This window comes from Catellatospora chokoriensis (assembly GCF_011297315.1).
GTDB classification, from domain to species: domain Bacteria; phylum Actinomycetota; class Actinomycetes; order Mycobacteriales; family Micromonosporaceae; genus Catellatospora; species Catellatospora citrea.
On the sequence record NZ_JAAOTI010000021.1, the window covers coordinates 59,857 to 86,710 of the forward strand.

16 protein-coding genes and 1 pseudogene are annotated in these 26,854 nt (G+C 72.7%); 13 read left to right on the forward strand and 4 right to left on the reverse strand.

Going from position 1 to position 26,854, the window contains the following annotated elements:
- The first annotated feature begins 14 nt into the window (after window positions 1–14).
- The 7 genes and pseudogenes from HAV39_RS27935 (at window position 15) to dnaE (ending at window position 10,179) form a co-directional block, all read left to right on the forward strand.
- Window positions 15–1,493, forward strand: a complete 1,479-nt coding sequence (locus HAV39_RS27935) for a potassium/proton antiporter (protein WP_373311587.1) — start codon at window positions 15–17, stop codon at window positions 1,491–1,493.
- 587 nt (window positions 1,494–2,080) lie between these two features.
- On the forward strand, window positions 2,081–2,515 hold the full coding sequence (locus tag HAV39_RS27940; protein WP_120321371.1) for a TraR/DksA family transcriptional regulator: 435 nt from the start codon (window positions 2,081–2,083) through the stop codon (window positions 2,513–2,515).
- Window positions 2,516–2,677: 162 nt separating this feature from the next.
- On the forward strand, window positions 2,678–3,244 hold the full coding sequence (locus tag HAV39_RS27945; protein WP_191842246.1) for a signal peptidase II: 567 nt from the start codon (window positions 2,678–2,680) through the stop codon (window positions 3,242–3,244).
- A complete protein-coding gene (locus HAV39_RS27950) occupies window positions 3,235–4,173 on the forward strand; it encodes an RluA family pseudouridine synthase (RefSeq protein WP_191842171.1) in 939 nt (312 codons plus the stop codon). The genes HAV39_RS27945 and HAV39_RS27950 overlap by 10 nt, the downstream gene beginning before the upstream one ends.
- Window positions 4,174–4,219: 46 nt before the next feature.
- On the forward strand, window positions 4,220–5,278 hold the full coding sequence (locus tag HAV39_RS27955; RefSeq protein WP_191842172.1) for a hypothetical protein: 1,059 nt from the start codon (window positions 4,220–4,222) through the stop codon (window positions 5,276–5,278).
- A gap of 293 nt (window positions 5,279–5,571) precedes the next feature.
- Window positions 5,572–6,555, forward strand: a pseudogene (locus tag HAV39_RS27960) (MinD/ParA family ATP-binding protein); the annotation flags it as partial.
- 90 nt (window positions 6,556–6,645) lie between these two features.
- Window positions 6,646–10,179: a DNA polymerase III subunit alpha gene (gene dnaE / locus HAV39_RS27965; RefSeq protein WP_191842173.1), complete on the forward strand. Its 3,534-nt coding sequence runs from the start codon at window positions 6,646–6,648 to the stop codon at window positions 10,177–10,179.
- A gap of 14 nt (window positions 10,180–10,193) precedes the next feature.
- On the opposite strand, the gene HAV39_RS27970 is transcribed toward dnaE, so the two are convergent.
- Both HAV39_RS27970 and HAV39_RS27975 read right to left on the reverse strand, forming a co-directional pair.
- Window positions 10,194–10,577: a hypothetical protein gene (locus HAV39_RS27970; RefSeq protein WP_191842174.1), complete on the reverse strand. Its 384-nt coding sequence runs from the start codon at window positions 10,575–10,577 to the stop codon at window positions 10,194–10,196.
- Window positions 10,574–11,020: a YbaB/EbfC family nucleoid-associated protein gene (locus tag HAV39_RS27975; protein WP_191842175.1), complete on the reverse strand. Its 447-nt coding sequence runs from the start codon at window positions 11,018–11,020 to the stop codon at window positions 10,574–10,576. The genes HAV39_RS27970 and HAV39_RS27975 overlap by 4 nt, the downstream gene beginning before the upstream one ends.
- A gap of 188 nt (window positions 11,021–11,208) precedes the next feature.
- Here HAV39_RS27975 and HAV39_RS27980 point away from each other — a divergent pair, with 188 nt between their 5' ends.
- From HAV39_RS27980 to HAV39_RS27990, 3 genes are all read left to right on the forward strand, one after another.
- Window positions 11,209–19,524, forward strand: coding sequence for a toxin glutamine deamidase domain-containing protein (locus HAV39_RS27980; RefSeq protein ID WP_191842176.1), 8,316 nt, complete (start codon window positions 11,209–11,211; stop codon window positions 19,522–19,524).
- Window positions 19,521–20,087: a hypothetical protein gene (locus tag HAV39_RS27985; protein WP_191842177.1), complete on the forward strand. Its 567-nt coding sequence runs from the start codon at window positions 19,521–19,523 to the stop codon at window positions 20,085–20,087. The genes HAV39_RS27980 and HAV39_RS27985 overlap by 4 nt, the downstream gene beginning before the upstream one ends.
- A gap of 141 nt (window positions 20,088–20,228) precedes the next feature.
- Window positions 20,229–21,482 carry an SUKH-3 domain-containing protein gene (locus HAV39_RS27990; protein ID WP_191842178.1) on the forward strand — a complete coding sequence of 418 codons (1,254 nt, stop codon included), beginning with the start codon at window positions 20,229–20,231 and terminating at the stop codon, window positions 21,480–21,482.
- On the opposite strand, the gene HAV39_RS27995 is transcribed toward HAV39_RS27990, so the two are convergent.
- Window positions 21,483–22,850, reverse strand: a complete 1,368-nt coding sequence (locus HAV39_RS27995; RefSeq protein ID WP_191842179.1) for an SUKH-3 domain-containing protein — start codon at window positions 22,848–22,850, stop codon at window positions 21,483–21,485.
- Window positions 22,851–22,972: 122 nt separating this feature from the next.
- On the opposite strand from HAV39_RS27995, the gene HAV39_RS28000 reads away from it, so the two are divergent.
- Complete coding sequence (locus HAV39_RS28000) at window positions 22,973–23,638, forward strand: hypothetical protein (RefSeq protein WP_191842180.1); 666 nt, start codon at window positions 22,973–22,975, stop codon at window positions 23,636–23,638.
- Here the strand turns inward: HAV39_RS28000 and HAV39_RS28005 are convergent.
- Window positions 23,608–24,291, reverse strand: coding sequence for an LON peptidase substrate-binding domain-containing protein (locus HAV39_RS28005; RefSeq protein ID WP_120316095.1), 684 nt, complete (start codon window positions 24,289–24,291; stop codon window positions 23,608–23,610). The genes HAV39_RS28000 and HAV39_RS28005 overlap by 31 nt on opposite strands.
- Before the next feature lie 141 nt (window positions 24,292–24,432).
- Here HAV39_RS28005 and hisD point away from each other — a divergent pair, with 141 nt between their 5' ends.
- On the forward strand, window positions 24,433–25,770 hold the full coding sequence (gene hisD, locus HAV39_RS28010) for a histidinol dehydrogenase (RefSeq protein ID WP_191842181.1): 1,338 nt from the start codon (window positions 24,433–24,435) through the stop codon (window positions 25,768–25,770).
- Entirely contained in the window at window positions 25,767–26,846 is a 1,080-nt protein-coding gene (locus HAV39_RS28015) for a histidinol-phosphate transaminase (RefSeq protein WP_191842182.1), read from the forward strand. The genes hisD and HAV39_RS28015 overlap by 4 nt, the downstream gene beginning before the upstream one ends.
- Window positions 26,847–26,854 lie beyond the last annotated feature (8 nt).

Here is a 26,854-nt window from a genome sequence, read left to right on the forward strand (position 1 = left end):
TCGCGCACCTCGACATGGCCCTGCTGATCGGGGCCGCGGTGCTGCTCGTCGCGGTGGCCGCCGTGCGCTGGTCCACCCGGCTGGGTGTGCCGAGTCTGCTCGTCTACCTTGCCCTCGGCGTGCTGCTCGGCTCGGTGTTCGGCCTGCGGTTCGACAACGCCGAGCTGGTGCGCCTGCTGGGCACCTGCGCCCTGGTGCTGATCATCGCCGAGGGCGGCCTCACCGCCCGCTGGACCACGCTGCGCCCGGTGCTGGGGCTGGCCTCGACGCTGGCCACGCTGGGCGTGCTGGTGAGCGTGGTGGTGGTCACCGTCGTCTGCCACTTCGTGCTGGGCTGGGACTGGCGCACGGCGGCGCTGATCGGCGCGGTGCTGTCGTCCACCGACGCGGCGGCCGTCTTCTCCACGCTGCGCCGGTTGCGGCTGCGCCCGCGGCTGGTGGCCACGCTCGAGGCGGAGTCGGGCATCAACGACGCCCCGGTGGTGCTGCTGGTGATCCTGCTGTCGAGTCCGGAGGGCATCGGGCCGTGGTGGCAGGAGACCCTGTTCATCGCGTACGAGCTGGCGGCCGGTGCGGTGATCGGTCTGCTGGTGGGACTGGTGGGCCGGGAGCTGCTGCGCCGCGCGGCGCTGCCCGCGGCTGGCCTCTACCCGCTGGCCGCGGTCGGCCTGACGGTGCTGGCCTATGCCGGGGGAGCGGTCGTGCACGCCTCGGGCTTCCTGGCCGTCTACGCGGCGGGCGTGGTGCTGGGCAACTCGCGGCTGCCGCACCGCCAGGCGATCCTCGGCTTCGCCGACGGCCTGGCCTGGCTGTCCCAGATCGGCCTGTTCGTCCTGCTCGGCCTGCTGGTCTCGCCGCCCGGACTGGTCCAGATGCTGGTGCCCGCGGTGCTGGTGGGGGTGGTGCTGACCTTCCTGGCCCGGCCGCTGTCGGTGCTGGCCAGTGCCACGCCGTTCGGCGTGGGCTGGCGTGAGCAGATGTTCCTGTCCTGGGCGGGGCTGCGCGGCGCGGTGCCGATCGTGCTGGCGACGATCCCGCTCGCGCAGGGTGTGCCGGGCGCGGAGGCGCTGTTCAACATCGTGTTCGTGCTGGTGGTGGTGTTCACCATGGTGCAGGCGGGCACCCTGCCGTCGGTGGCGGTCCGGCTGGGGGTGACCGCCCCGGGGGAGGCCACCGAGCTGCGGGTGGAGACGGCCCCGCTGGACCGGATGCACGCCGAGCTGCTGCAGATCGAGGTGCCGCCGGGGTCCGGCCTGGCCGGGGTCCACCTCGACGAGTTGCGGCTGCCGGTGGGGGCGTCGGTGACGCTGGTGCTGCGGGACGGTGTCGGGTTCGTACCCGATCGCGACACACGGTTGCGAATGGGTGACAGTCTGCTAATCGTTGCCACCGAAGCGGTGCGCGACGACGCCGAACGTCGGCTGCGGGCGGTGAGCCGGCGGGGCCGGCTGGCCCACTGGTTCGGGGAGGACGGCCGAGAACACGGTGACTAGGTGATATTGTCCCTTTTGCCAAATTCACCAGAAAGGGACGGCCGGCGCGGCAATGCCCGTCACGGCCGCGGTGATCCGTGCCTTTCCTGCGGATACTTCGGGTCGATCCGGGGTACTCACTCCGAATTCGGCAGGCAGTGCGTGGCATGTTTGTGGACCGTCCATACGTTCCGTATTCTTGCCAGCCTATTGGAGTGCGCGGCGTGAGCCGCGCGCCCGTTTTGCATCTGGGGGACGCCATGGCCGAAAGGGCAGGCGGGAGCAAGACCGGAGCGGCGGCGAAGAAGGCCGTCGCGAAGACCACCGCGGCGCCGAAGCGCTCCGTGAAGACAGTGGCCGCGGGGGCGGCCACGGCGAAGGGGGAGACGGTGACGGCTACCTCAGACAGCACCACCGCCAAGCGCGCCGCCAAGGCGGCCGCGCCCGAGCGGAAGACGGCGGCCAAGCCCGCCGCGGTGGCCGCCGACGCCAAGAAGACGGCGCGCGCCACCACCACGGCCACCCGGCGGCACGCCGCCGGGACGGAAGAGAATCCCCCCGCCCAGGCAACGCCGAGCGCCGCCACGACCGCGGCCGAGGGAGCGACCATGGTCAAACCTGCCGAGTCCAAGACCGCCAGCCGTACGGCCGCCAAGGCGACCGCGGTGAAGAAGGGTGATCGCAGCGCCGCGGAGACCGAGAAGATCCGCGTAGCGCTCACGGCGCGCCGTGACGAGCTGCAGGAGGAGTACGACCACACGCTCGTCGAGATCGCCGAACTGCAGCGCGACCGGCTCACCGACTCGGCCGGCGACGACCAGGCCGACACCGGCACCAAGACGTTCGAGCGCGAGCAGGAGATCACTCTCGCGAACAACATCCTGGAGCGGATCACCCAGGTCGAGCGCGCACTGGAGCGCCTCGACGAGGGCAGCTACGGGTGGTGCGAGAAGTGCGGCAACCCGATTCCGGTGGAGCGGCTGGCCGCGTTCCCGTCCGCCACCCTGTGCGTGACGTGCAAGCAGCTGGAAGAGCGCCGCTAGGGCCGGTTCCCGCCACCCGGAGCCGACCGGGCATGATCGTACGAAGGGCGCGCCCGCGTCCGTGACTTGGGGAGTGTGTCGGTGGAGCAGGACAACCAGAGGGAACCGGAGCACTCCCCACGTCGGATCAGCCGGGGCAAGGCCTTGTCGGTCTTCGCGGGGATGGCCGTGTTCGCGCTGGCGCTGGACCTGGTCACCAAGGAGTGGGCGACGAAACTGGACCCGCACGAGCCGATCAAGCTGCTCGGCGGCGCCGTCTACATGTCGCTGACCCGCAACAGCGGGGCGGCGTTCAGCCTCTTCGCCGACCACACCTACATCTTCCCGATCATCGCCCTGGGCGTGCTCTGCTGGATCGGCTTCATGGCCCGCCAGCTGCGCTCGCTGCCCTGGGCGATCGCGCTGGGCATGGTGCTCGGCGGGGTGGTCGGCAACCTGGCCGACCGCATCTTCCGGGCACCGGCCCCGTTCCACGGGCACGTGGTCGACTTCATCAGCGTGTTCCACCCGCACGGCCAGGCCTTCCCGATCTTCAACGTCGCGGACATGGCGCTGGTCGGCGGCGTGAGCCTGGCGATCCTGCTGGAGCTGCTGGGCCGCCAGCGCGACGGCAGCCGCATCACGTCGGACAAGAAGACCGACATCGACGACGGCCCCGCGCTGGGCGACCCGCGCGACGTCTCGTCCGCAGCCGTCCCCTCCGACCGCGGTGCCCAGTCATGGGGCTGACGGGGGAGACCCGCTCCCTGCCGGTCCCGGACGGGCTGGACGGGATGCGGCTGGACCAGGCGGTCTCACGGTTGTTCGGGCTGTCGCGCACCGCGGCGGCCACCCTCGTCGAATCCGGTGACGCCACCGTCGACGGCGTGTCCCGCGGCAAGTCGGACAAGGTCACCGGCGGCAGCTGGCTGGAGGTGACCCTGCCCGCCCCGCCCACGGCCCCCGCCGTGGTGGCTGAGCGGGTCGACGGCCTGCAGATCGTGCACAGCGACGACGACATCGTCGTGGTGGACAAGCCGGTCGGCGTCGCGGCCCACCCGAGCCCCGGCTGGACCGGCCCGACCGTGATCGGCGGCCTCGCCGCGATGGGGCAGACGGTCGCCACCAGCGGCGCCGCCGAGCGCCAGGGCGTCGTGCACCGCCTCGACGTCGGCACCACCGGCCTCATGGTCGTCGCCAAGAGCGAGACCGCGTACAGCGCGCTGAAGTGGGCTTTCAAGCACCGGGAGGTGGACAAGCGCTACCACGCGGTGGTGCAGGGCCACCTCGACCCGCTGCGCGGCACGGTCGACGCCCCCATCGACCGGCACCCCACGCACGACTGGAAGTTCGCGGTGATGTCGGGCGGCAAGCCCAGCATCACCCACTACGACACGCTGGAGGCCTTCCCCTCCGCCAGCCTCGTCGACATCAGACTGGAGACCGGGCGCACCCACCAGATCCGGGTGCACTTCTCCGCTCTGCGGCACCCCTGCGTAGGCGACACGACCTACGGCGCCGACCCGACGCTCTCCGCCCGCCTCGGCCTGCACCGGCAGTGGCTGCACGCGCGTGAGCTCAGCTTCATCCACCCCGGCACCGGACTCGAGGTCCGGTTCGTCAGCGAGTACCCGCCAGATCTCGCGCAGGCCCTCACCCTGCTGCAAGAGGCTGGTTGACACGCGCTCGCGCCCGGCGCGCGAGGTCGGATGAGAGGAACGCGGGATGCGCCCGCAAAGGTTCTTGCGCCATCTGGACCAGGTGATAGTGCCGCGGCTCGCGGGCGGCTTCGTCCGCCTCGCGCGCGGGCGGCTGCGGTTGCGGCTGCTCACCGGGGCCGCCCTGTTCGGGGTCACCGGAGTGCTGCTGGCCGTGGTGTGGACCGCGCACCGCGGGACCACGGCCACCCCGGAGAGCACGCTCGGCGAGACGGTGCAGGTCGGCGTCGTGCAGGGGCAGTCGGTGCCGCTGTACGCCAAGCAGGCCCGCTCGGAACTGGCCGGCCTGCTCAAGCGCCCGTCGGCGACGCCGGTGGAGACGTACGCCCTGGTCAGTCTCAAGGCGTACCTGGCGCCGGAGCGGCTCACGCCGGTGCTCGGCGGCGTCTCGGTGGTCGAGGTCTACGCCCGCGTGCCGCTGGGCAAGACGTCGACGGCATCGGTGCGCATCCCGGCCTTCAAGATCCCTGAGGACGTGGTGACCGGGATGAAGCACGTCGCCGTGCGCAAGGACGCCGACGCGGCGGACTTCCGGGGGCTGGCCGGCAAGCTGACCACCGCGGACGCGGAGGAGGACCGCCTGCGCGACACGTACCTGGGCGGCTCGGCGGTCGCCGAGGCCGAGGCGGAGGCCTACCGCACCGGCTGCACCTGCGTGTACGCGGCGGTGGTGCGGGCCACCCCGGCGGCGCTGGACCAGATCGCGGCCCGTCCCGAGGTGCGCGCCGTCGACCCCGCGCCCGAGGTGCGCCGCCTGGACCGGGCGGTCTTCCTGCCCCCGCTGCCGGAGCAGGTCGGCCAGCTCGACCCGTCGGCCTCGGCCGTGCCCAGCGCGTCGCCGAGCGCGCAGCCCAGCGCGACGCCTGGTGGTGAGCCGAGCGCCGAGCCGAGCGGCCGGCCGGGCGCCGAAGCGAGCGGGCCGCCGTCGGCCAGGCCCAGCTCCGGTCCCACCGCACCGCATGCGTCGCCGGCCGCGCAGACGAGCCCGTCCGGCGACGACTCGGCCCCGGCGTCCCCGGAACACGCTCCCTCGGCCGCGGCGTCCGGCGCCGGGCAGTCCGGCTGAGCGTGCGGGGGTCCCTCGCGGGTGTCCGCACCCTGCATCGAATGGCGTCGTTGAGCAGGGGGAGACCCGGTTCGCAAGACCTCTTCACCTCTTCTCGGCGGCAATCGGCCGACAGGGTCTGGAGGTGTGGGTGCCAGAACACATAGGGTGGTCAAGCTGGTGTCGAGGTGCGTAGCCTGGCATCGAATTGATCATTGATCCACTCTGGCAGGGCGGGGAGGGCGCAGACCGTGGAGCGCAACGGCCAGCGGGGCGACGGCCCCACGGCTTGGGGCCGACCCGGCGAGCTGACGCCCGCCGAGGCGACCTCACGCTGGCGGGTGCTGCTCGACCGGGCCCGCGCCGCGCCGCCCCGCGACCCGGCGCCGGTCGAGCCCGCGCCGGCCGGCCCGGCCACGGCCACCCCGGCGGGTCCGGCATACCGCGCGCCCGCCGGACGGATCGAGTGGCGCCCCGCGGCCCGCGCCGACGACGTCGACCACGCCGTGTCGGTGCTGCGCCGGGAGCTGGGCGGGCCCAAGGTGCTGGCGTTCGCCAACCCCAAGGGCGGGGTGCACAAGACCACCGCCACCGTGCTGGCCGCGGCGACCATCGGCAGCGTGCGCGGGCGCGGCGTGCTGGCCTGGGACGACAACGAGCTGCGCGGCACGCTGGGGCTGCGGGCGGGCAGCGCGCGGCACGCGCGCACCATCCGGCACCTGCTCAGCGACCTGCTGGAGATCGAGAACGCGCCGCTGCCCGAGCTGAAGGACAGGCTCGACGACTACCTGCGGCACGCGTCCGACGGGTCCTACGACGTCCTCGCCGGCGAGGAGAACCCGCGCTTCGCCCAGCGGCTCGACCAGCACACCGTGCGCCGGGTGCTGGAGCTGCTGTGCCGCACCCACGACGTGGTCTGCGTGGACACCGGCAACAACGTGGAGAGCGCCAACTGGCAGACGGTGATCCGCGCCGCCGACCAGCTCGTGATCACCACGGTGCCGCGCGAGGACGCGGCCTTCACCGCGGATTGGATGATCGACCTGCTGCACGAGCTGGGCCTGGGCAAGCTGGCGGAGAACGCGGTGACGCTGCTCTCCTGCGCCACCCCGGGCACCTCGCCGCTGCTGGAGGACCTGCGCAAGCACTTCGCCACCCGCACCCGCGCGGTGGTCGTGGTGCCCTTCGACCCGGCCCTGGAGACCGGCTCGTCGATCGAGTACGGCGCGCTTCAGCAGACCACGAAGCGGGCCTGGCTGAACGCGGCATCGGCGATGGTGGAACCCTTCGCCCGGTGACGCCGGGCACCCCGGGAGCGGCGGGTGGAACGCTTCGGAGCGCAGGACTAGGCTGAGGTTTACCGTCGACTAGCTGGGGGTGGGTACGCCGTGGGCGACTCTTTTGTGCATCTTCACGTGCACACGGAGTATTCGATGCTCGACGGCGCGGCCCGGTTGAAGGAGCTCTTCAAGGAGGCCAACCGCCTGGAGATGCCCGCCCTGGCGATGACCGACCACGGCAACATGTTCGGCGCGTACGACTTCTACAAGCAGGCGACCGCCGCGGGCATCAAGCCGATCATCGGCGTCGAGAGCTACGTGACCCCGAACACGGCCCGGCAGGAGCGCGTGCGCGTGCGCTGGGCCGACGGCGGTGAGAACGACGTCTCCGGCGGTGGCGCGTACACCCACATGACCATGCTGGCGGCCGACGCCGACGGGCTGCGCAACCTGTTCCGCATGCAGTCGAAGGCCAGCCTGGAGGGCTACTTCTACAAGCCCCGCGCCGACCGCGAGCTGCTGCACGCATACGGCAAAGGGGTCATCGCGACCACGGGCTGCCCGTCGGGTGAGATCCAGACCTGGCTGCGCATCGGCGACTTCGACAAGGCCGTGGCATCGGCGGGTGAGTTCCAGGACATCTTCGGCAAGGAGAACTTCTACCTGGAGCTGATGGACCATGGCATCGGCATCGAGAAGGCCGCCCGCGAGGGGCTGGACCGGCTGCGCAAGCACATGAACCTCAAGCCGCTGGTGACCAACGACCTGCACTACACGTACGCGGCCGACGCCGACGCGCACGAGGTGCTGCTGTGCGTGCAGTCCGGGTCGACGATGGCCGACCCGAAGCGCTTCAAGTTCGACGCCCGCGACTTCTACCTCAAGTCGGCCGAGGAGATGCGCCGCCAGTGGGACGACCTGGTGCCGGGCGCGTGCGACAACACCCTGGAGATCGCCGAGCGGATCGGCGACTACAAGGAGGTGTTCGCGCACCGCAACCTGATGCCGTCGTTCCCGGTGCCCGAGGGCTACACCGAGGAGTCGTGGCTGCGCGCCGAGGTGCACCGGGGTCTGCGCGACCGCTTCCCGAACGGGGTGCCCGAGGACCGGCTGCGCCAGGCCGACTACGAGCTCGACGTCATCTGCAAGATGGGCTTCCCGGGCTACTTCCTGGTGACCGCTGACCTGTGCGCGTACGCGCGGCAGGAGGGCATCCGGGTGGGTCCGGGGCGTGGGTCGGCGGCGGGCGCGCTGATCGCGTACGCACTGCGCATCACCGAGCTCGACCCGATGTCGCACGGCCTGCTGTTCGAGCGCTTCCTCAACCCCGACCGCGTGTCCATGCCCGATATCGACATGGACTTCGACGAGCGCCGGCGCGGTGACATGATCCGCTACGCGACGCAGCGCTGGGGCGAGGAGCGGGTCGCGCAGATCATCACGTACGGCACCATCAAGGCCAAGGCCGCGATCAAGGACGCGGCCCGGGTGCTCGGCTACCCGTTCGCGGTCGGCGACAAGATCACCAAGGCGATGCCGCCCGCGGTCATGGGCAAGGACATCCCGCTCACCGGCATCTTCGACAGCAACCACCCGCGCTACCCGGAGGCGGTGGAGTTCCGGGCGCTGTACGACACCGACCCGGACACGAAGAAGGTCGTCGACACCGCCAAGGGCATCGAGGGCCTCAAGCGCCAATGGGGCGTGCACGCGGCCGGCGTGATCCTGTCCGGCGAGCCGCTGATGGACGTGCTGCCGATCCAGAAGCGCGAGCAGGACGGCGCCATCATCACCCAGTGGGACATGGGCGCCTGCGAGTCCATCGGCCTGCTCAAGATGGACTTCCTGGGCCTGCGCAACCTCACCGTGATGGACGACTGCCTGGAGGGCATCAAGTCCAACCGCGGCATCGACGTGGTGCTCGAAGAGCTGCCGCTGGAGGACAAGCCCACCTACGAGCTGCTGGCCCGCGGCGACACCCTGGGCGTGTTCCAGCTCGACGGCGGCCCGATGCGCGCGCTGCTGCGCTCGATGATCCCCGACGGCTTCGAGGACATCTCCGCGGTGCTGGCGCTGTACCGCCCCGGCCCGATGGGCGCGAACGCGCACAACGACTACGCCGACCGCAAGAACGGCCGCAAGCCGGTGGTGCCGATCCACCCCGAGCTGGCCGAGCCGCTGTCGGAGATCCTCGGCGACACCTACGGCCTGATCGTGTATCAGGAGCAGGTCATGGCCATCGCGCAGAAGCTGGCCGGATACACCCTCGGCCAGGCCGACCTGCTGCGCCGCGCGATGGGCAAGAAGAAGAAGGAGATCCTCGACAAGGAGTACGTGCCCTTCTCCGGCGGTATGAAGGAGAACGGCTACTCCGACGCGGCGATCAAGACGCTGTGGGACATCCTGGTCCCGTTCTCCGACTACGCCTTCAACAAGGCGCACACCGCCGGGTACGGGCTGGTCTCCTTCTGGACCGCCTACCTCAAGGCCAACTACCCGGCCGAGTACATGGCGGCGCTGCTCACCTCCGTCGGCGACGACAAGGACAAGTCCGCCGTCTACCTGGCCGAGTGCCGGCGCATGGGCATCAAGGTGCTGCCGCCCGACGTGAACGCGTCCACCGCCCGGTTCACCCCGGTCGGCGACGAGATCCGGTTCGGCCTGGGCGCGGTGCGCAACGTCGGCGGCAACGTCGTCGAGGCGATCGTGCGCGGCCGCAAGGAGCAGGGCGCGTTCACCGACTTCTACGACTTCCTGCGCAAGGTCGACGCGGTGGCCTGCAACAAGCGCACCATCGAGTCCCTGATCAAGGCGGGTGCGTTCGACTCGATGGAGCACCCCCGCAAGGGGCTGCTCTCGGTGCACGCCGACGCCATCGACTCGTTCATGAGCGTCAAGAAGAACGAGGCCATCGGCCAGTTCGACCTGTTCGGCTCGGCGTTCGCCGACACCGACTCGACCGGCGCGGGCATGATCGTCACGCCGCCCATCCCGCCGGGCGAGTGGGACAAGACCGACCTGCTCGTCTTCGAGCGCGAGATGCTCGGCCTGTACGTCTCCGATCACCCGCTGTTCGGCCTCCAGCACGTGCTGAGCAAGGCCGCCGACATGTCGATCGCGGCGCTCAACGAGGAGGGCGGCGTCAGCGACGGGCAGATCGTCACCCTCGCCGGCATCCTCTCCGGCGTGCAGCGGCGCATCACCAAGCAGGGCAAGGCCTGGGCCTCGGCGACCCTGGAGGACCTGGACGGCGCGGTCGAGGTGCTGTTCTTCCCCAACACCTACGACCTGGTCGGGCAGTACATCGCCGAGGACGCCATCGTGGTGGTCAAGGGCCGCGCGGACCGCCGCGACGACCAGGCGAAGCTGATGGCGATGGACATGTCCATCCCGGACACCAGCGCGCCCGACGACGCCAAGCCCGTGGTGCTGGCGCTGCAGGCCAACCGCTGCACGCCGCCGCTGGTCGAGCGCCTGCGCGAGGTGCTGTCCACCCACCCCGGCCCGGCCGAGGTGCACGTGCGGCTCACCAACGGCCAGAAGTCGTCGACCTACCGGCTCGGCCCGATGCGGGTGTCGCCGGTGCCCGCGCTGATGGCCGACCTCAAGGCCCTGCTCGGCCCGTCCGCCCTGGCCAGCTGACCCGGGCGGAAAGGTCAGACCGGGATGTCCGGTTGGTGGTTGCCCGCCTGGTCGGTGCGCTTCGACGCGGCTACGTCGGTGTCGGAGGTGACGGTGGCGGCCTGGGTGATGTTGCCGCCCATCGACTCCAGGGCGGTGCCGACCTGCCGCAACAGCGCCAGGATGTTCGGCGCGATCTCCGAGTAGCCCTTGTCCAGGGCGTTGCCGACGTCGTCGGTGCCCCACGGCTTGGCCGACCCGGCCGACTCGATGCTCGCGCCGGCGCCGTTGCGCAGGGCCGTCACGTCCTTGCCCGCCGCCGTCATCCGGCCGCCCGCGTCCCGGGCCAGGTCGAGGTCGAGGTGCGTGCCGTCGCCGCCGGGCCAGCTCAGCTGGCGGACCGGGATGAACTCCTTCATCGCGCGGCCTCCGGCTCGTCGCCACGCGGCTCCGGGCGGTAGTCCATGATGTCGTCGTGCCGCTTGAGCAGGTCGTTCATGTCATTGGTACGCAGGAACGTCACCGCCCCGGAGTCCTGCGGCATCACCTCGGCCATCAGGCTCGTCACGCCCGCCCCCGCCGCGTCGGCCGCCCGCGCGACCGTCTTGGTGATCTCCTCGGCGAGCCCCGCGGCACTGTAGGAGCGCAGCACGGCAGGCTCCAGCTCCAGCTTGACCAGCCGGCCGCGGGCGTCGACGGCGACCTTGATCAGGCCGTCGCGCGACTTCTCCGTCGCCCGGTATGCCTTGAGCTTGGTCTGCAGGTCGCCCATGCCGCTGCGCAGCCGCGTGTACTGGTCGTGCACCTGCGCGAAGCGTTCCCGCAGCGCCCAGTTGGCGTCGCGATCGGAGCTTTGTGCCACGGCGGCTCCTCCCCTGGTACGGCCGGTGACGCCGACTCTAGCCCGGATCGGCACCCCTCGCCGCAACCGGGTTGGCGCGCTCTTGTCCGGATCGAGTAACTTACCCAGAGCGCCTGCGCGCCATCGGATGTCGCGTGCCCGGCACGGACCGGACCGCGCGGGAGAGCCGAACTCTGGGGAGGGTGCGGATGTCGTGGTTGCCGTCGCCGATACCGCATCCGCTGTCCTACTTCGACGCACCGGGGTGGATGAAGGAATGCCTCGACTGGGTCATCGGCATGGACTGGCCCGAAGGCGACGAGCAGGCCACCTGGGACCTCGCCGACGACTGGTACGCGGTCGCCGGTGACCTCGCCGACCCGCTGACCGAGTCCGAGCGGGCCGCCCTGGACGCGGTCGCCGCGTTCGGCGGCGCGGAGGGCAAGGTCGCCGCCGCGATCAAGGACGCCTGGGGGCAGATCGGCAGCGGCAACGAGAAGTCGGCACTGCAGGCCGCCGCCTACGTCGCGGGCGCGCTGGGCGAGATGCTCGAAGGCGGCGGCTGCGACATCCAGGGCGCGAAGCTGGAGTACTACATCGAGCTCGGCCTGCTGCTGATCGAGCTGATCGCGCTGGCCGTCGCCGCGTTCTTCACCTTCGGCGCGTCCACCGCCGCGGCCGGTCCGGCCTGCATGGCGACCCGCTTCGCCATCAAGGAGATCCTCAAGCGGCTGCTCAGGTCCCTGGTCGAGCGCGGCATCAAGCGTGCTCTCAAGGACAAGCTCAAGGACCTCGGCCAGGACTTCGGCAAGAAGCTCGGCAAGTGGGCGATCAAGGCCGGTAAGGAAGGCCTGGACGAGATGAAGGAGGAGGTGCTCACCCAGGGCGCCATCCAGACGTACCAGACCGCCACCGGTCGCCGTGACGGGCTCGACCTCGGCGACCTCGCGATGGCCGGCTGGGCGGGCTTCGCCGGCGGCGCGGCCAGCACCCTGGCGGGCGGCCACAACGGCGGCTTCGCCAGCAAGGTCGCCCACGGCGTACGCGGCGAGGTGCTCGGCGACGTCGGCGGCTCGCTGGCGACCGGCCAGCTGCCGGACGTCGGGAACCTGGGCATGGCGGCGACCTCGGGCGCGCGCTCCAGCGTGAACAGCCACCTGACCGGCGAGTTCAACAACATGACGAACAACATCGTCAGCAACCTCGCCGGGACCGCCTTCGACGGCGACCCCAGCACGAACATCACCGCCGCCGCGGCGGGCACGGCGGCCGCGGCAGGCGGCGGTTCGGGCGGCGGTTCGGGTGGGCCGCACGGCGGGACCACGGGCTCCGGCGGCTCTGGCGGCGGTTCCGGCGGCTCGCACGGCGGCTCCGGCAGCGGATCGGGCGGGTACCCGGGCGGTTCCGGCGGCCTGGCCGGGGTGGCCCCGCCGGAGGCGACCGCCGCCCCGGCGGCACCTGCCGGACCGGCCCCGGTCGCGAACGTCCCCGCGCAGCACAACACCGTGATCGCCCCGGCGGTCGCGGCGGCGCCGCAGAGCATGGCCGCACCGGCCGCCGCCGCGCCCGCGGCGATGTCCCCGGCGTCAGGCCTGGCCGGGACGTCCGCCGCTTCGTCTGTCGCGCCCTCGGCGTCCGCGTCCACCTCGGTATCGTCCGGATCCGGCGGCCTGTCCGGCTCGGCCTCCGGCGGCGGTTCGACCTCGGCCGGCGCAAGCTCGGCGAGCACCGGCCCCGCCACCGGCGGCACCGGCACCAGCTCGGGCGGCCCGTCCGGGTCCTCGTCGACCTCGGGTTCGGGCACGGCCTCAGGGTCCGGCACGGCCAACTCGACCGGTGCGAACCCGGCCACCGGCACCCGGCCCACCGCGGGCATCAGCGCAACAGCTCCCTCGTCGCAGGCAGGGCTGGCGGCGCAGACCGGCACGCCAACCCAGACCGGACCGTCCGTGCAGGCCAGCGCCACCACGACCACCCCGTCCGCGCAGCCGAACACGTCGGTGACGACGCCGTCCACGCAGACCGGGTCCACGGCACAGGCGAGCGCCAACGCGCAGACCGGCCCGGCGAACCAGGGTGGCACCACCGCCACCGGCCCGCAGGGCACGACCACGCCGTCCACCAGCACGCAGAACCCGGCGTCGACGACGCAGAACCCGGCTGCCCAGCAGGGTCCGGCCGCGTCACCGCAGAGCCCGTCGACGAACCAGCAGGCGACTCCAGCGCAGCAGACGCCCGGCGACCCGGCCCGCCCCCAGCCGATCCCGGCCCAGCAGACCGATCCGGCGACGCCCGCGGTCGCCGTCGTGCCCGGCCCGGACACGCGCGGCCCCGGCCCGGACGCCGACACCAGGCCCCCGGCCGCCGACGGGCGGCGCGACGGCGAACGCAGCCGGGCTGAGGCGCGGCGCTGGAGCGACGCGTACCACGGCGGGCTGCGCGCGCAGCGGCGCGAGATCCTGGCCTCGATGGGCCGCCCCGGTGCGCTGGCCGCGGCCGCCTGGGATGCGCTGAACCGCCACGACGGCGCGGACTTCACCCGGGGCGGCGTCACGACCGACGACACGTCGGCGCTGACCGGCACCGACCAGCCGCCCTCGGTCGACGCCACCCGCCGCTACGACCAGCGCGGCGGCTACCGGCCAGTGCTCACCCAGCACCAGCTCGACCTCGAGAACGCGGTGCCGCGGGACGAGAACGGCCGCCCGCTGCAGTTCCCGCCGCTGCGCTCGGGGTGGCTGCGCTTCGCCAACGACGGCGGGCCGCAGGCCGACCCGACCCGCGCGGTGAACTGCGTCGACGTGCTGCTGTCGGTGGCCGACACCTGGCTGCACGGACGTCCGCGCTGCGCCGCCGCGCGTACCCTCGACGGGTTTGCCAGCGGAAACCCGGACCAACCGGCCGGGCCGGAGCCGCGTGGCCCGCACCGCATCGAGGACTTCTTCGGCGGCCGGTTGCAGCAGCTGTGCCCGGACACCCGCGGCCTGGACCGCCAGGCGGCCCGGCAGGCGGTGGACGCGTCCTACGCCCGTCTGGCCGACCAGCTGCGCCAGGCCGGTCCGGGTGCGATGGCCGTGGTCATCCACCACTCGTCCGACGGCACCGCGCACACCTGGCCGGTCTTCAACGACGGCGGCGTCATCATGTACGCCGACCCGCAGCAGCCGCCCGGCACGCCGACCACCACCCCGCCCTACACCGACGGCATCATCCAGATGGACGCCATGGTGATCGGGCCGGACGGCGAGCAGTCCGTGATCGACGGCGCGCCGACCGGGGCGTGGTCGCAGTACCAGGGCCGGCCTGAGCCGGCGGCCGCCCCGGCCGGGGCGGACACGAGCCCGCTCGACGCGGACATGCAGCGGCCGCTCACCGACGAGGAGATGGCCGACCTCGGCGTCGGCGAGGCGACGATGGCCGACCTCGGCTATCCGGACCCGTCGGTGCTCGACGACGCCGAGCGGGCCCGGCTGGAGTCGCTGCTGCCGCAGACGGCGCTGACCAACCCCCAGGACCTGCGGTTCACCCAGCGTTCGGTCAGCCCGAACAGCGGCAACGTGACCATGGACGAGTTCGCCGCGCAGATGGCCGAGACCGGCTGGCGCGGCGGCCCGGCCCACGTCATCGCGTGGGGCGACGGCTCGATGTCCAGCATGGACAACCGGCGGATGCGTGCCGCCCGGGTGGCGGGGCTCACCTCCGTCCCGGTCTGCGTGCACCGGCCGGACGAGCCGCTGAGCAGCATGCCCGAGGCCGAGGACCCGGACCGCGACAAGTACCGCAGGCCGCTCGCGGTCGACATCCGGATGGTCGACGGCCGCCTGGTGGTCGGCGGCGACCGGGGCACCCTGGTGCACGAGGCGGGCACGGTGCCGACGACCTTCGGCGAGGCGGCCCTGTTCCGCGCCGCGGAGCAGCGCAGCCTGCTGCCGGGTCGTCTCTACGGCTCGGACGTCAGTCCGGCGACCATCGGCAAGCCGCCCGGCCCGGACCGTCCCCTGGTCGCACTCAACCCGCACCAGCAGCAGGTGCTGAACGACCTGCGCACGGCTGCGGTGAGCCGGGCGGAGAGGGCGCTGCCGGTGCTGCGCCGGATCGCCGTGGATCTCAACGCGGCGCAGAACGTCACCACCGACCGCGTGCTGGACGCCGAGATCGAAGGCGACCCGAACGACCCGGACTTCACGCCGGAGCCCGAGCCGCCGGTGCGGCTTCGCGGCACCGGGCAGATGGTCAAGTCGCAGAGCTCGCTGGAGCGCAAGTTCTGGACCGAGGGTCGGCGGCAGGGTGTCGACCAGTTCGCCGGCGAGGTCAACGACGCGGCTCGGTTCAGCCTGCAGCTGCCCGGCGGCCCGGAGTACCTGGGCAGTCTGCGTCAGACGATCGCCGCGCTGGAGGACGCCGGTTACGAGCTGACCGATCTCAAGAACTTCTTCCGGCCCGGCAACCGCTACCAAGGCCTGAACGCCACCTTCAAAGCCCCTGACGGCGGCTTGATGGAGATCCAGTTCCCCACGGCCGAGTCGTTCCGCGCGTGGGAGCTGACGCATGACGCCTACGCGGTCTTCCGGCAGAAGAACGAACTGGAGCCGCGCCGGGTGCATGCGCTGCTGAGCATGCTCGCGGTCAACCGGGAGCTCGGCCTCAACGAGTCCGTGCCGCCCGGTATCGACGAGTTCGTGCGGGAGCGTTTCCCGGAACCCGACCCCTCCGACTCCGACGCCGAGCGGGTGCCGCCGGTGATCGACACCAGTCTGACCACCTGGATCGCCAACAAGCCCGAGATCTGGCAGGCCTACCGAGCGTGGTTGGATCAGCAGGGCGTCTCCCACGACGGCTTCGCGTCGATCCTCGCCGAGTTCGGTCTGGACAGCCAGGACACGCCTGTCAACCCGGAACTGGCCGCCCGGCTGGAGGACATCGATGATTCGCTACTACCAGAGCTACGTCAGGCGCAAGGGGGACGGCCTGCCCCGGGGGATCTTCGTGACGGGGACGCACCCGGACGCGATGCTGTGGGACTACGACCAGAAGGCCTGGGTCTACGACCCGTGGTCGATCGACGAGTTCACGGACTCCCCGGAGAACGTGGAGAAGTTCGACCAGATCAGCCGGGCCGAAGCGGAAGCCCTGATGCTGGAGATCACGAAGGGGACCGAGGCGCTCCCCGACGAGGAGACGATTCTCTGGATCTTCCAGTGGAAGGGAGCCCCGCCGCAGGACGAGGACTGACGGATCCCGCCGAGCCCGAGTCCCCGGCGGACCCGGCCGGCCCGGTCGATCCGCCGTCCCCGCCGGAGCCGGGCGGCCGGTTCTTCGAGCCGCGACCGGACGCCGAGCTGTCGGCGTACGAGACCGCGATGCTCGACGACGTCTACGAGCGGGCGCTGGCCGCCTCCGAGACGGCGCTGACCGACCTGCGCCGGGTGACCGCCTCGGTCGAGCAGGCGCTGGGCCTGCCGGAGGGCTCGCTGCCGCTGCGTGACCCCGAGCACCGCGCCAAGAGCCGGGAGTCGCTGCAGCGCAAGTACCTGGCCGAGGGCCGGATCGGTGGTCCGGAGCAGTTCGCCGCGACGGTGAACGACTCGGTGCGCTTCTCGGTGCAGCTGCCCGACGGGGCGGCGTACCGCCCGGCGCTGGACGCGGTGATCGCGCAGCTGGCGGCGGCGGGCTACGAGCTGGAGGGCACGCCGAAGAGCTTCTGGCGGTCCGGCAACCGCTTCTACGGCACCAACACGACGTTCCGCGCCCCCGACGGCACCCTGGTCGAGGTGCAGTTCCCGACGCAGCTGTCGTACGAGCTGTGGCACGCCACGCACGTCGAGTACGAGGTGATGCGCGACGTCGACGCCGAGCCCGAGCAGCGGATCCGGGCGCTGCTGCGCATGCTGGAGGTCAACCGCTCGGCCGGCATGCTCGACGCGATCCCGCCCGGCATGGTCGGCGACGACGCCAAGGACGCGAGCCTCGCGAAGTGGATCAGCGACAACCCGGAGGTCTGGCGCGCGTTCACCCAGCAGCTCGAGGCGCGGGGGCTCACCCCGGGCGACGTCATCGCCGAATACGATCTGACGCCTGACGACTTCCCGGTCACCCCGAAGGTCGCCGCCCGCCTGGAGGAGCTCGATGTTGTACTACAAGGCCATCTACCGCAAGGACATCGAGGACTTCCCGGACCAGGAACCGACGGGTCTGATCATCTCGGGGCAGGGCTACCGGGAGCACATGATCTGGGACCATCGGGCCCAGAGCTGGCGGTACGACCCGGAGACGGCGGGGTACATCCTGGGCCGGGAGGACTACGACTTCCGACGCAGGCCGGTGACCCGAGCGGAAGCCGAGCGCATCGCGACGCTGATCACGAAGGGGATCGACCCGCTGCCGAGCGAGGAGGAGATCCTCGAGGCGTTCCGGGAGTCGCACCGGCGCCGCGCAGCGGGGACGCTGGACTAGACCCCGCAGCCGACCCGGCGGGGCCGGACCTGGCGACGGACACCGACCCGGCGACCGCGGACCCCGAGACGCCGCCGATGCCGGGCAGCACGCCGCCGGGCCCGGTCGGCATGGACCCGTCCGACCCGAACCACCCGCAGTGGCCCTACCGGGCCGGGCTGCAGACCCGGCGTATGTCGCTGGAGCTGCAACGGCGTCAGCAGGAGGCGGACGCACTGGCGGCGGAGGCGGCCAAGCACCTCGCCGAGATGCACAAGTACCGGTCGTGGGCGGCGTTCTACTCGGCGCAGCAGCCCGACGCGGAGCAGGCGAAACTGTGCCAGGAGTGGGCCGACAAGCACCAGCAGTGGGCCGCGGAGTGGGGCAACGCGTCCAAGGCCGCGTACAACGGCACGTACACGGCCCACCAGACGACGACCGTGGACAACGACACGGCCTGGGTCGCGGTCAACACCGACGACGGCGAGCTGCTGGTCGACGTGCCCGCGGCGGACGGGCGGCCCTACCTCTACCGGGGCGGCCTGCGCCCGCCGTTGCAGCAGCACCAGGACGACCTGATCGCCGCGCTGCCGCGCACTCCCGGCGGGTATCTGCAGATGAACCCCGACCCGCGCGTGGGCACCTGGTTCGGCCTCGCCAACGACGGCGGGCCCGAACTGGACCCGAGCCGCGGCATCAACTGCGTCGACTGCATGATCTCCGCGTGGCGGACCTGGCGGGGCCGCCCGCAGGTGTCCGCGCCGCGCACCTTCGACGGGTATGCGGGCACGAACGTCAACGCCGTCACCGGCGGTGAGATCGGTGGCATGGCCCGCGTCGCCGCCGCCGTCGGCGGGGCCTGGCAGACCGTGTTCCCGAACATGGCGAAGGCGCCGGCCGCGCAGGCCCAGCAGTGGTCCGACTGGGGTTTCGCGTCGATCACGCACGAGCTGACCGAGGCGGGCCACGGCGCGGCGATGTTCATCGTCACCGAGTGGCAGGCCGGCACGTCGCACGCCTGGCTCGCGGTCAACCAGAACGACACCATCCTGTTCCTGGACCCGCAGACGCGCCAGATCAGCGAGAACGTGTCGATGTACGGGCACACCGGCGACCCGTCGAACAACGGCAACGTCGTCGGCATGTACGCGATGATGCTGGACGCCCAGGGCGACCCGCAGCCGATGGGCTCGCTCGCGCAGACCACCTGGGGCGCCGCGGAACTCGCCCAGCAACAGCAGCAGCCGTCACCGGCTCCCGAGCCGGACCCGCAGCCCGAGCCGGACCCGCAGCCCGAGCCGGACCCGCAGCCCGAGCCGGACCCCGCACCCGAGCCGGATCTGCAGCTCACGCCGGACCCCGAGCCGGATCTGCAGCAGGCGACCGAGCAGCAGCCCACGCCCGCCCCGGAGCCGACGCCGACCCCGGACCCGCAGCCCGGCCCGGCTGCCGCCGACGGTCCCGCGCCGCTGCCAGACCCGGGTGGGCGGCCGACGCTGCCCAACCCGCCGCCCGGCACCGAGGGCCACCACATCGGCGGCGACCAGAACGAGGGTGAAGCGGTAGCCCTGTACGCCGACATCCGCCGCCTGACCGACGACGTGCAGCGCATCGCGGCAAACCAGGGCATCCCGGAGGACGTGGTCGCGCGGGCCCGGCGGAACCTGTTCCTCCAGGTCCACGCCGACGTGGCCACCGGCACCGACCAGCTGGAGACCGGCCTGTTCACGGCGATCCTGAACATCGGCCTGGACTGGCAGGCCGCCTACGCGGGCCCGCTCGAAGGCGCCGACCTGGAGCGCTTCCGGCGCACGCTGGCCCACGAGTACGTCGAGTCGGTGCTCATGGAGCGCCACGGCATGGCCTACCGGCCGGCGCACTTCGACTACTGGGAGAACAACGAGTGGGAGTACCCGACCGCGACACCGGAGCACTTCGCGGCGCATGACGTGGCTCCCTCGCAGGGGCGGCGCTGGCCGTTCGGCCACTACCATGACATGGGCCTGGAGGAGCCGGACGTCGAGATCGCGCCGGACCTGAGCAACCTGGAACACGTCGTCGACGAGATCATGCGGAGGTTGAGGCACGAATGAGTGCGGACGAACGGACACGCGCGCTCGCGGACCGCCTCGCCCGGGTCGAGTGGCTCGACGACGACGAACGCGCGCCGTCGCGGGCGCGGCTGATGTCGGAGTACCTGCGCCGGGCGGCGCTGTGGGCGCAACGGCTGGACGCCGCGGGGCGCTGGCCGTTCTTCGACATCGCGCAGCTGGTGGATCCCGGCACGCGGGCCGACCCCGAGCTGGTGCGCGAGGTCTACGCGCAGGTCGCCGCGCGCGGGGCCAACCACCTCGACCGGCGGCTGTGCGAGTACGCCCTGCACTTCGCGGCGCTGGCCGAGCCGGGGTCCGCGCTGCCGGACCCGTTCGCGCCGCTGATCGAGCTGTACGAGCGCGGCGGGCAGTTCCAGCAGGAGGCGGGCCTGATCTACTTCGGCCCGATGGGCGTGAAGCTCGGCTCGATGGCCGACCACCTGGCCGCGGAACCGGTCGCCACCGACCCGGCGGCCCTGGACGCGCTGGACGCGGCGTGGCAGGCCCGGCGGGAGGAGATGCGGCGGCGGGTCCGCGCCGGTCGCCCGCAGCGCGACGGTTGACGCCGGTGGCGGGGCGGGCCGGGGTGCGCCATAGGATCACCGGTCTACATTGGACATGTTTCGGGGATCGTCCCTGGCCGTGGCAGGGTGATACCCGGTCTGCGCCAGGGCGTGGGCCGGATCAGGCAGGAAGGGACTCCGATGACCGTCACCGCTCAGGACGCGCAGCGAGTAGCCGAGCAGTTGGCCCGCGGGGCGGGCGGCACGCACCGGCCGTACGTCGCCGAGTTCCCAGAGTGCTTCATCGTCTGGACGCTGCCCGACAGTGACGGCCCGCCGGAGCCCGGCGCGGGCGCGCGGCTGGTCATCGACCGGCAGGACGCCCGGGTCAGCACGTACCCGTCGGTGCCGCTGGAGCACGTACGCCGCCTGCACCGGCAGCACCGCGCCGAGCAGGAGCCGGCTGCCCAGGTCACCGCGGATCCGGCGGCGGCGCTGCGGCGGCTCGGCGGCGGGTTCGCGCCCGGCGTCGCGGTGCGGCTGGTGCCCGGCGACGGCCTGCCGCGCGAGACCACCGGGGCCAAGGGCGACCAGGTGCTCCACCATCACCCGCTGGTGGTCAAGTGGCTGGCGGTGCAGTCGCCGGGTTCGCTGGTGCGCGGCACCCGGCGGCATGCGGAGCTGATCGTGCTGTCGGACTGGCTGCACGAGCTGGAGCACGCGGCGGTGTCGCGCGGCGAGCCCGGCCTCGGCATCGCGCAGGTGCGGGCTGCCGCGCAGCAGGTGCAGGAACTGCGGCTGACCCTGATCCGCGATCCGGGCGACCCGCTGGCGGGCACCCCGGCCGGGCCGTGCGACACCTGCCTGGCCGCCTGGATCCATTTCGGGCTCGCGCCCGCCTCCGCCGCGGTCGGGCCGGTCGAGCCGGTCGCGCCGCCGACGGGTATCCCGGGGCCGCTGGCCAACCTGTCTCCGGACGTCGCGGCGACACTGGCCGCGGGCGGCTGGGACGTGCCGCTGCGGCTGGACGGGCGGATCGTGTCCGCGTCCGAGTGGGCCGAGCTGTCGGTACGGGCGCTGGGGGAGTACGGCCACCCGCCGCTGGAGCCGCTGCGGGCGGCGATCGAGAAGTTCCCGTACCTGGTCTCGGTGCGCCGCGGACCGGGGGTGGCGCACTGGGTGCGCCCGTTCGAGCTGGGCGGCGACCTGGTCGGCGCGACAGCCGCCTCGCTGGCCGACTTCGGCCGGGTGATCGGCACGGAACTGGCCCCGATCGGCGCCGAGCAGGCCGGCGACGCGATCATCGCCGTGGACGCGAACGGCCAGGTCTGGGTCCTCGACCAGGCCGGTGAGTGGTACGCCGGCCCGGATCTGGACACCGCGTTCGTCGTGCTGCTGCAGGGCCACCCGATGCCGCGGGTGCGCGACGACGGCACCCTGGAACCGCCCGCCTGATCACCAGGTGCCGGTGTCCCGCACGCGTGGGGTGGAACGGCCGATGAGCAGGGTCTGCAGGGCGTCGTCGAGGGTGGGGCCGAGGAACCAGGCTCCGGCGTGGTCGACGGCGAAGACGCGGTGGCGCTCGTCGACGGCGAGGATGGAGTGCAGGCCGCCCGCCTCGCCGCCGATCGGGAACAGCGGTGCGCCGAGGCGTTCGGCGAGGTCGCCGAGGGTGTCGGCGGTCTGCTCCCGGGTCCAGACATCCAGCGTGAACGACTCCACGCGCTGCGCCGCCCCGGGCTGGCTCTGCAGCACGGGGTGGAACGGGGCGTACGGCTCCAGCAGGTCGATCAGGAACGGCAGCGTGGGCAGGCGGTGGCGCACGCCGGGCACGGCGATCGTGGCGGCCACCGCCTCGGCGGTGATCGCCCGCAGCGCCGCCCGTCCGGCCACGCCGCGCTGCGGCGGCTCGGGGCGGACCAGGTCGCGGGGCGGCTCGCCGGGCAGGCCCAGGGCGACCAGCACGGTGCCGCAGGTGTGGCAGGCGGCGGCGGGCGCGGGATTGTCCGAGGCGGTGCCCTCGCGCAGCAGGTGCAGCCGCAGCGTGGCCCCGGCGAGCTGGCGGGCGGCCCAGGCGGTGTCCGCGTGCTCGGCGCCGCCGAGCTCGAACAGCGCCTTGGACACGACGATCAGGTCGGGGTGCCGGTGCGCGCCGCGGGTGCGGCTGCCGGGCGGGATCGCGGCCAGCGCCTGCATGACGGCGGGGTGATGGACGGGCTCGGCGTCGACGGTGTGGCCGAGTGCCTGGAACGTCCGGCCGACCACCTCAAGGGTGGCCACGACCTGCGGGAGCGGGGGTGCCGGCGGGCGGCCGCTGAGCCGGGCGAGCTGCGCCGCGAGCGCGTTCGCGCGCCGGGCCTGCTCGTCGGCGGGCAGCCGGGGCGGGCCGAACGGGGAGGACACCAGGGCGGCGTTCGGCGGGGGCGGGCCGGGGGTCAGCGCGAACGGGTCGGCCGCGCCGGAGGTCGTGGGCGGCAGCGGGGGCATCGGCGGAGGCATCGTGCTGACGGCGCCGGGCGGCGGGACGGGCAGCGGCGGCGCGGGGTATGCGGCCTGGGCCGTCGCGGCGGGGCCGGTGTACCGGCTCATGGCGACCTGGGGCGGCAGGCCGGGCACGACGGTCAGCGCACCGGTCTCCCGATCGATGATCACGGTCTCGCCGCTGCCTGGCTCGGGCACCGTTCCGTCCGCCGGGCGCGGCGACCAGACGACCCAGCCGCCGGGGAACTCGGTGAGCCGCGGCTCGCACGGGTAGCCGCGGCGCAGGGTCTCGGCGACGGCCCAGTGCCGCGCGATCTCCTGCAGCCGTTCCTGTGAAATCATTGCGGCTCCCGCGTTCGGCGATCGGTCTGGACAACTTATCGCAGCAGGGCACGAAGGGAGGTATCCCGCCCATCGTGCCCGGGCGCGGACCCGGCCACAGCTGAGGGGACTACGGTTCGAACATGCTTTCCGACGACACATCCCAGTACCACGGCCCGATCGAGCCGGGCCGGCCCGTGTCGGCGCCGGGCGGCGGCCGCGGCGCGGACGTGCTCTGGGCGCTGGCGCTGGCGGTCGTGATCGCCGTGCTGGGGCTGGGGCTGGGGCTGCTGTGGCACGCGGTCGCGCCGACCCTGCCGCTGCGCATCGTCGAGGAGGGCGCGGTCTACACCTCCACCGAGCCGGAGCAGCTGGCCGCGGCGGAGGGTTGGTTCGTGCTGCTCGGCCTCGGGTTCGGGATGCTGTGCGCGATCGCGGCCTGGGCGCTGCTGCCCGCCCGCCGGGGACCGATCCAGCTGGCCGGATTGCTGCTGGGCACCCTGGTCGCGGGCTGGGCGGCGTGGTGGCTGGGCCACGACATCGGGCTGGCCGCCTACCAGGACAAGCTCGCCAACGCGCCGGTGGACACGCTGGTCCAGCGGCCGGTGGACCTGCGCGCGGTGAAGAAGCTGAGCTTCTTCCCGTACGCGATCGGCGGTGTCCTGCTCATCCCGGCGCTCGGCGCGGTGGTCACATACGCGCTGGCGGCGGCCTGGTCGCGGTGGCCCTCGCTGCGCCGTCACGAGGACGAGCAGGAGTGGGCCGACCACGACGACGATCAGTTCATCGCGGGCGCCGGGCCGAGCTGAGACAGCTGGGCCGGCACCGCCCGGACCTCCCGCAGCAGTGCGGTCTCCCGGGCCAGCATGGTCAGCTCGTGGCGCAGCCGGGTCGCCGGGTCGGGCGCGCTGAGCAGCTGCTGACGGTCGCCGACGGTCAGTGACGCGCTGGCCGCGACCAGGTTCGACAGCACCGTCGGGTCGTCGGGCAGCTGGTCGTCGGGCCCGCCGCGCAGCACGCTCAGGTATTCCCGGAACGCGGCCAGCACCCGGGGCGCGAGCTGGTCGGCCAGCTCGTCGGGGGCGGGCTCGGGCAGCCACTCCACGCCGACCACCGGGTAGGGGTGCGGGCTGGGCACGAAACCGGTGATGCGGAACCGGCGCGCCCCGACCGTGACGATGTCGAACTTGCCGTCGGGCAGCTCGGTGATCTTGCGTAGCTGTGCCACGCAGCCGACCTCGTGCACCACGACCTCGGAGGTGGCGACGCCGTCGTGCGGCGGGGGCATGACCTCCAGGCCGCGTTCGATGGCGACCACGCCGAACTCGCGCGGCGTGCCGTCGGGCAGCTCCATCAGGTTGCGCATCAGCGTGCGCCAGCGCTCCTCGAAGATGTGCAGCGGCAGCACCAGGCCCGGGAAGAGCACCGTGCCCAGCGGGAACAGCGGCAGCGTCCCGGTCATCAGGTGAGCCTAACGCCGGAGTGTGTCCACGGGCAGAGTCCGCCCCGGTAGCCGTTGGCCATGACTCAGTGGTCCGGGTCACTGTCCCAGTGCCTGGGCGCGTACACCGGCCCGCGTGCCTGCGCCAGTAGACTTTGGGAGGTGTTGACCCGTATCGACCTGCGTGGACGTGACATCGATCCACGCAACCTGCTGCCCCGTGCCCAGATCGACGTCAGCCAGGCGGTGGAGCAGATCCGCCCGCTGGTCGACGGGGTGCGCGAGCATGGCGTCGAGGCGGTCAAGCAAGCCACCCATCGCCTCGACGGGGTGGACCTGGCCGCGTTGCGGGTGCCGGCGGAAGCGATCAAGGAAGCCGAGCAGGCCCTCGAACCCGAGGTCCGGGCCGCTCTGCTGGAGGTGATCGCGCGCACCCGCAAGGTGCACGCCGACCAGCGCCGTTCCGACCACACCACCCAGGTGGTGCCCGGCGGCACGGTCACCGAGCGCTGGCTGCCGGTGTCCCGGGTCGGCCTCTACGTGCCCGGCGGCCTGGCCGTCTACCCGTCGACCGTGGTCATGAACGTGGTCCCCGCGCAGGCCGCGGGGGTGCCCAGCCTGGTGGTCGTCAGCCCGCCGCAGAAGGCGACCGGGCTGCCCGACGCGCGGGTGCTGGCCGCCTGCGCGCTGCTCGGCGTCGACGAGGTGTACGCGGTGGGCGGCGCGCAGGCCGTGGCGATGCTCGCCTACGGCACCCGTGGCACCGCCGACCCGGAACGCGAGCTGCCCGCCCACGACGACTGCGCGCCGGTGGACCTGATCACCGGCCCCGGCAACCTGTGGGTCACCGCGGCCAAGCGCCTGGTGCGCGGCGTGGTGGGCATCGACGCCGAGGCCGGTCCGACCGAGATCGCGATCCTGGCCGACGACACCGCCGACCCGGCGCACGTCGCGGCTGATCTGATCAGCCAGGCCGAGCACGACCCGATGGCGGCCAGCGTGCTGGTCACCGACTCGCCCGCGCTGGCCGACGCGGTCGACGCCGAGCTTGCGGTGCGGGTGGCCCGCACCAAGCACAGCGAGCGGGTGTCCACCGCGCTGTCCGGGCGGCAGTCCGCCACGGTGCTGGTCGACGACCTGGCGCACGGGCTGCGCGTGGTGGACGCGTACGCCGCGGAGCACCTGGAGATCCAGACCCGCGACGCCCGCGAGTGGGCGATGCGGGTGCGCAACGCCGGGGCGATCTTCGTCGGGGCGTACGCGCCGGTGTCGCTGGGCGACTACTGCGCCGGCTCCAACCACGTGCTGCCCACCGCGGGCTGCGCCCGGCACAGCTCGGGCCTGTCCGTGCAGTCGTTCCTGCGCGGCATCCACGTGGTGGAGTACACGCAGGACGCGCTGCGCGACGTGGCGCACCACGTGGTGGCCCTGGCCAACGCCGAGGACCTGCCCGCGCACGGCGAGGCCGTGACCGCCCGCTTCGAGAGTGGTGTGGCATGAGCGCGAAGTGGGTGCAGGAGCTGCTGCGGGAGGATCTGCGCGGGCTCAGCGCGTACGGCGCGCCGCAGCTGGACGTGCCTGTGCGGCTGAACACCAACGAGAACTCGTACCCGCTGCCCGACGAGATCGTGCGGGCGGTGAGCCGGGCGATCACCGGCGAGATCGCGGACCTGAACCGCTACCCCGACCGCGACGCCGTGAAGCTGCGCGCCGACCTGGCCGCCTACTGCGGGCACGGGCTGACCGCCGAGCAGCTGTGGGCCGCCAACGGTTCCAACGAGGTGCAGCAGCAGCTGTTCCAGGCGTTCGCCGGGCCAGGGCGCACGGCGCTGGGCTTCGGCCCGGCGTATTCGATGCATCCGCTGCTCGCCGTCGGCACCGCCACCACCTGGGTGGACGGTCGCCGCGACGCGGATTTCGGGCTGACCGTGGAGCACGCGGTCGCGCAGGTCCGGGCGCACCGGCCCGCGCTGACCCTGCTGTGCTCGCCGAACAACCCGACCGGCACCGCGCTCGACTTCGCGGTGATCGAGGCGGTGCTCGCCGAGACGAGCGGCCTGGTCGTGGTCGACGAGGCCTATGCCGAGTTCCGCCGCCCCGGCACGCCCAGCGCGCTGGAGCTGCTGGACCGGCACCCGCGGCTGGTGGTCAGCCGCACCATGAGCAAGGCGTTCGCCTTCGCCGGGGCGCGGGTCGGCTACCTCGCGGCGCACCCGGCGGTGGTGGAGGCGGTGCAGCTGGTGCGCCTGCCGTACCACCTCTCCGCGCTCACCCAGGCCGCCGCCCGCGCCGCGCTGGCGCACGCGGACGTGCTGCTCGGCACCGTCGAGGCGATCAAGGCACAGCGCGACCGCATCGTCGCGGAGCTGCGCGCGGGCGGCTGGACCGTGGCCGACTCGGACGCGAACTTCGTCCTGTTCGGACGGTTCACCGACCAGATGGCCGCCTGGCAGACTCTGCTGGACCAGGGTGTGCTGGTCCGCGACGTGGGCCTGCCGGGCTGGCTGCGCGTCACCGCGGGCACCGAGGAAGAGACCTCCGCCTTCCTGGCGGCTATGAAGGGGTTGGCAGCATGAGCGAGCGG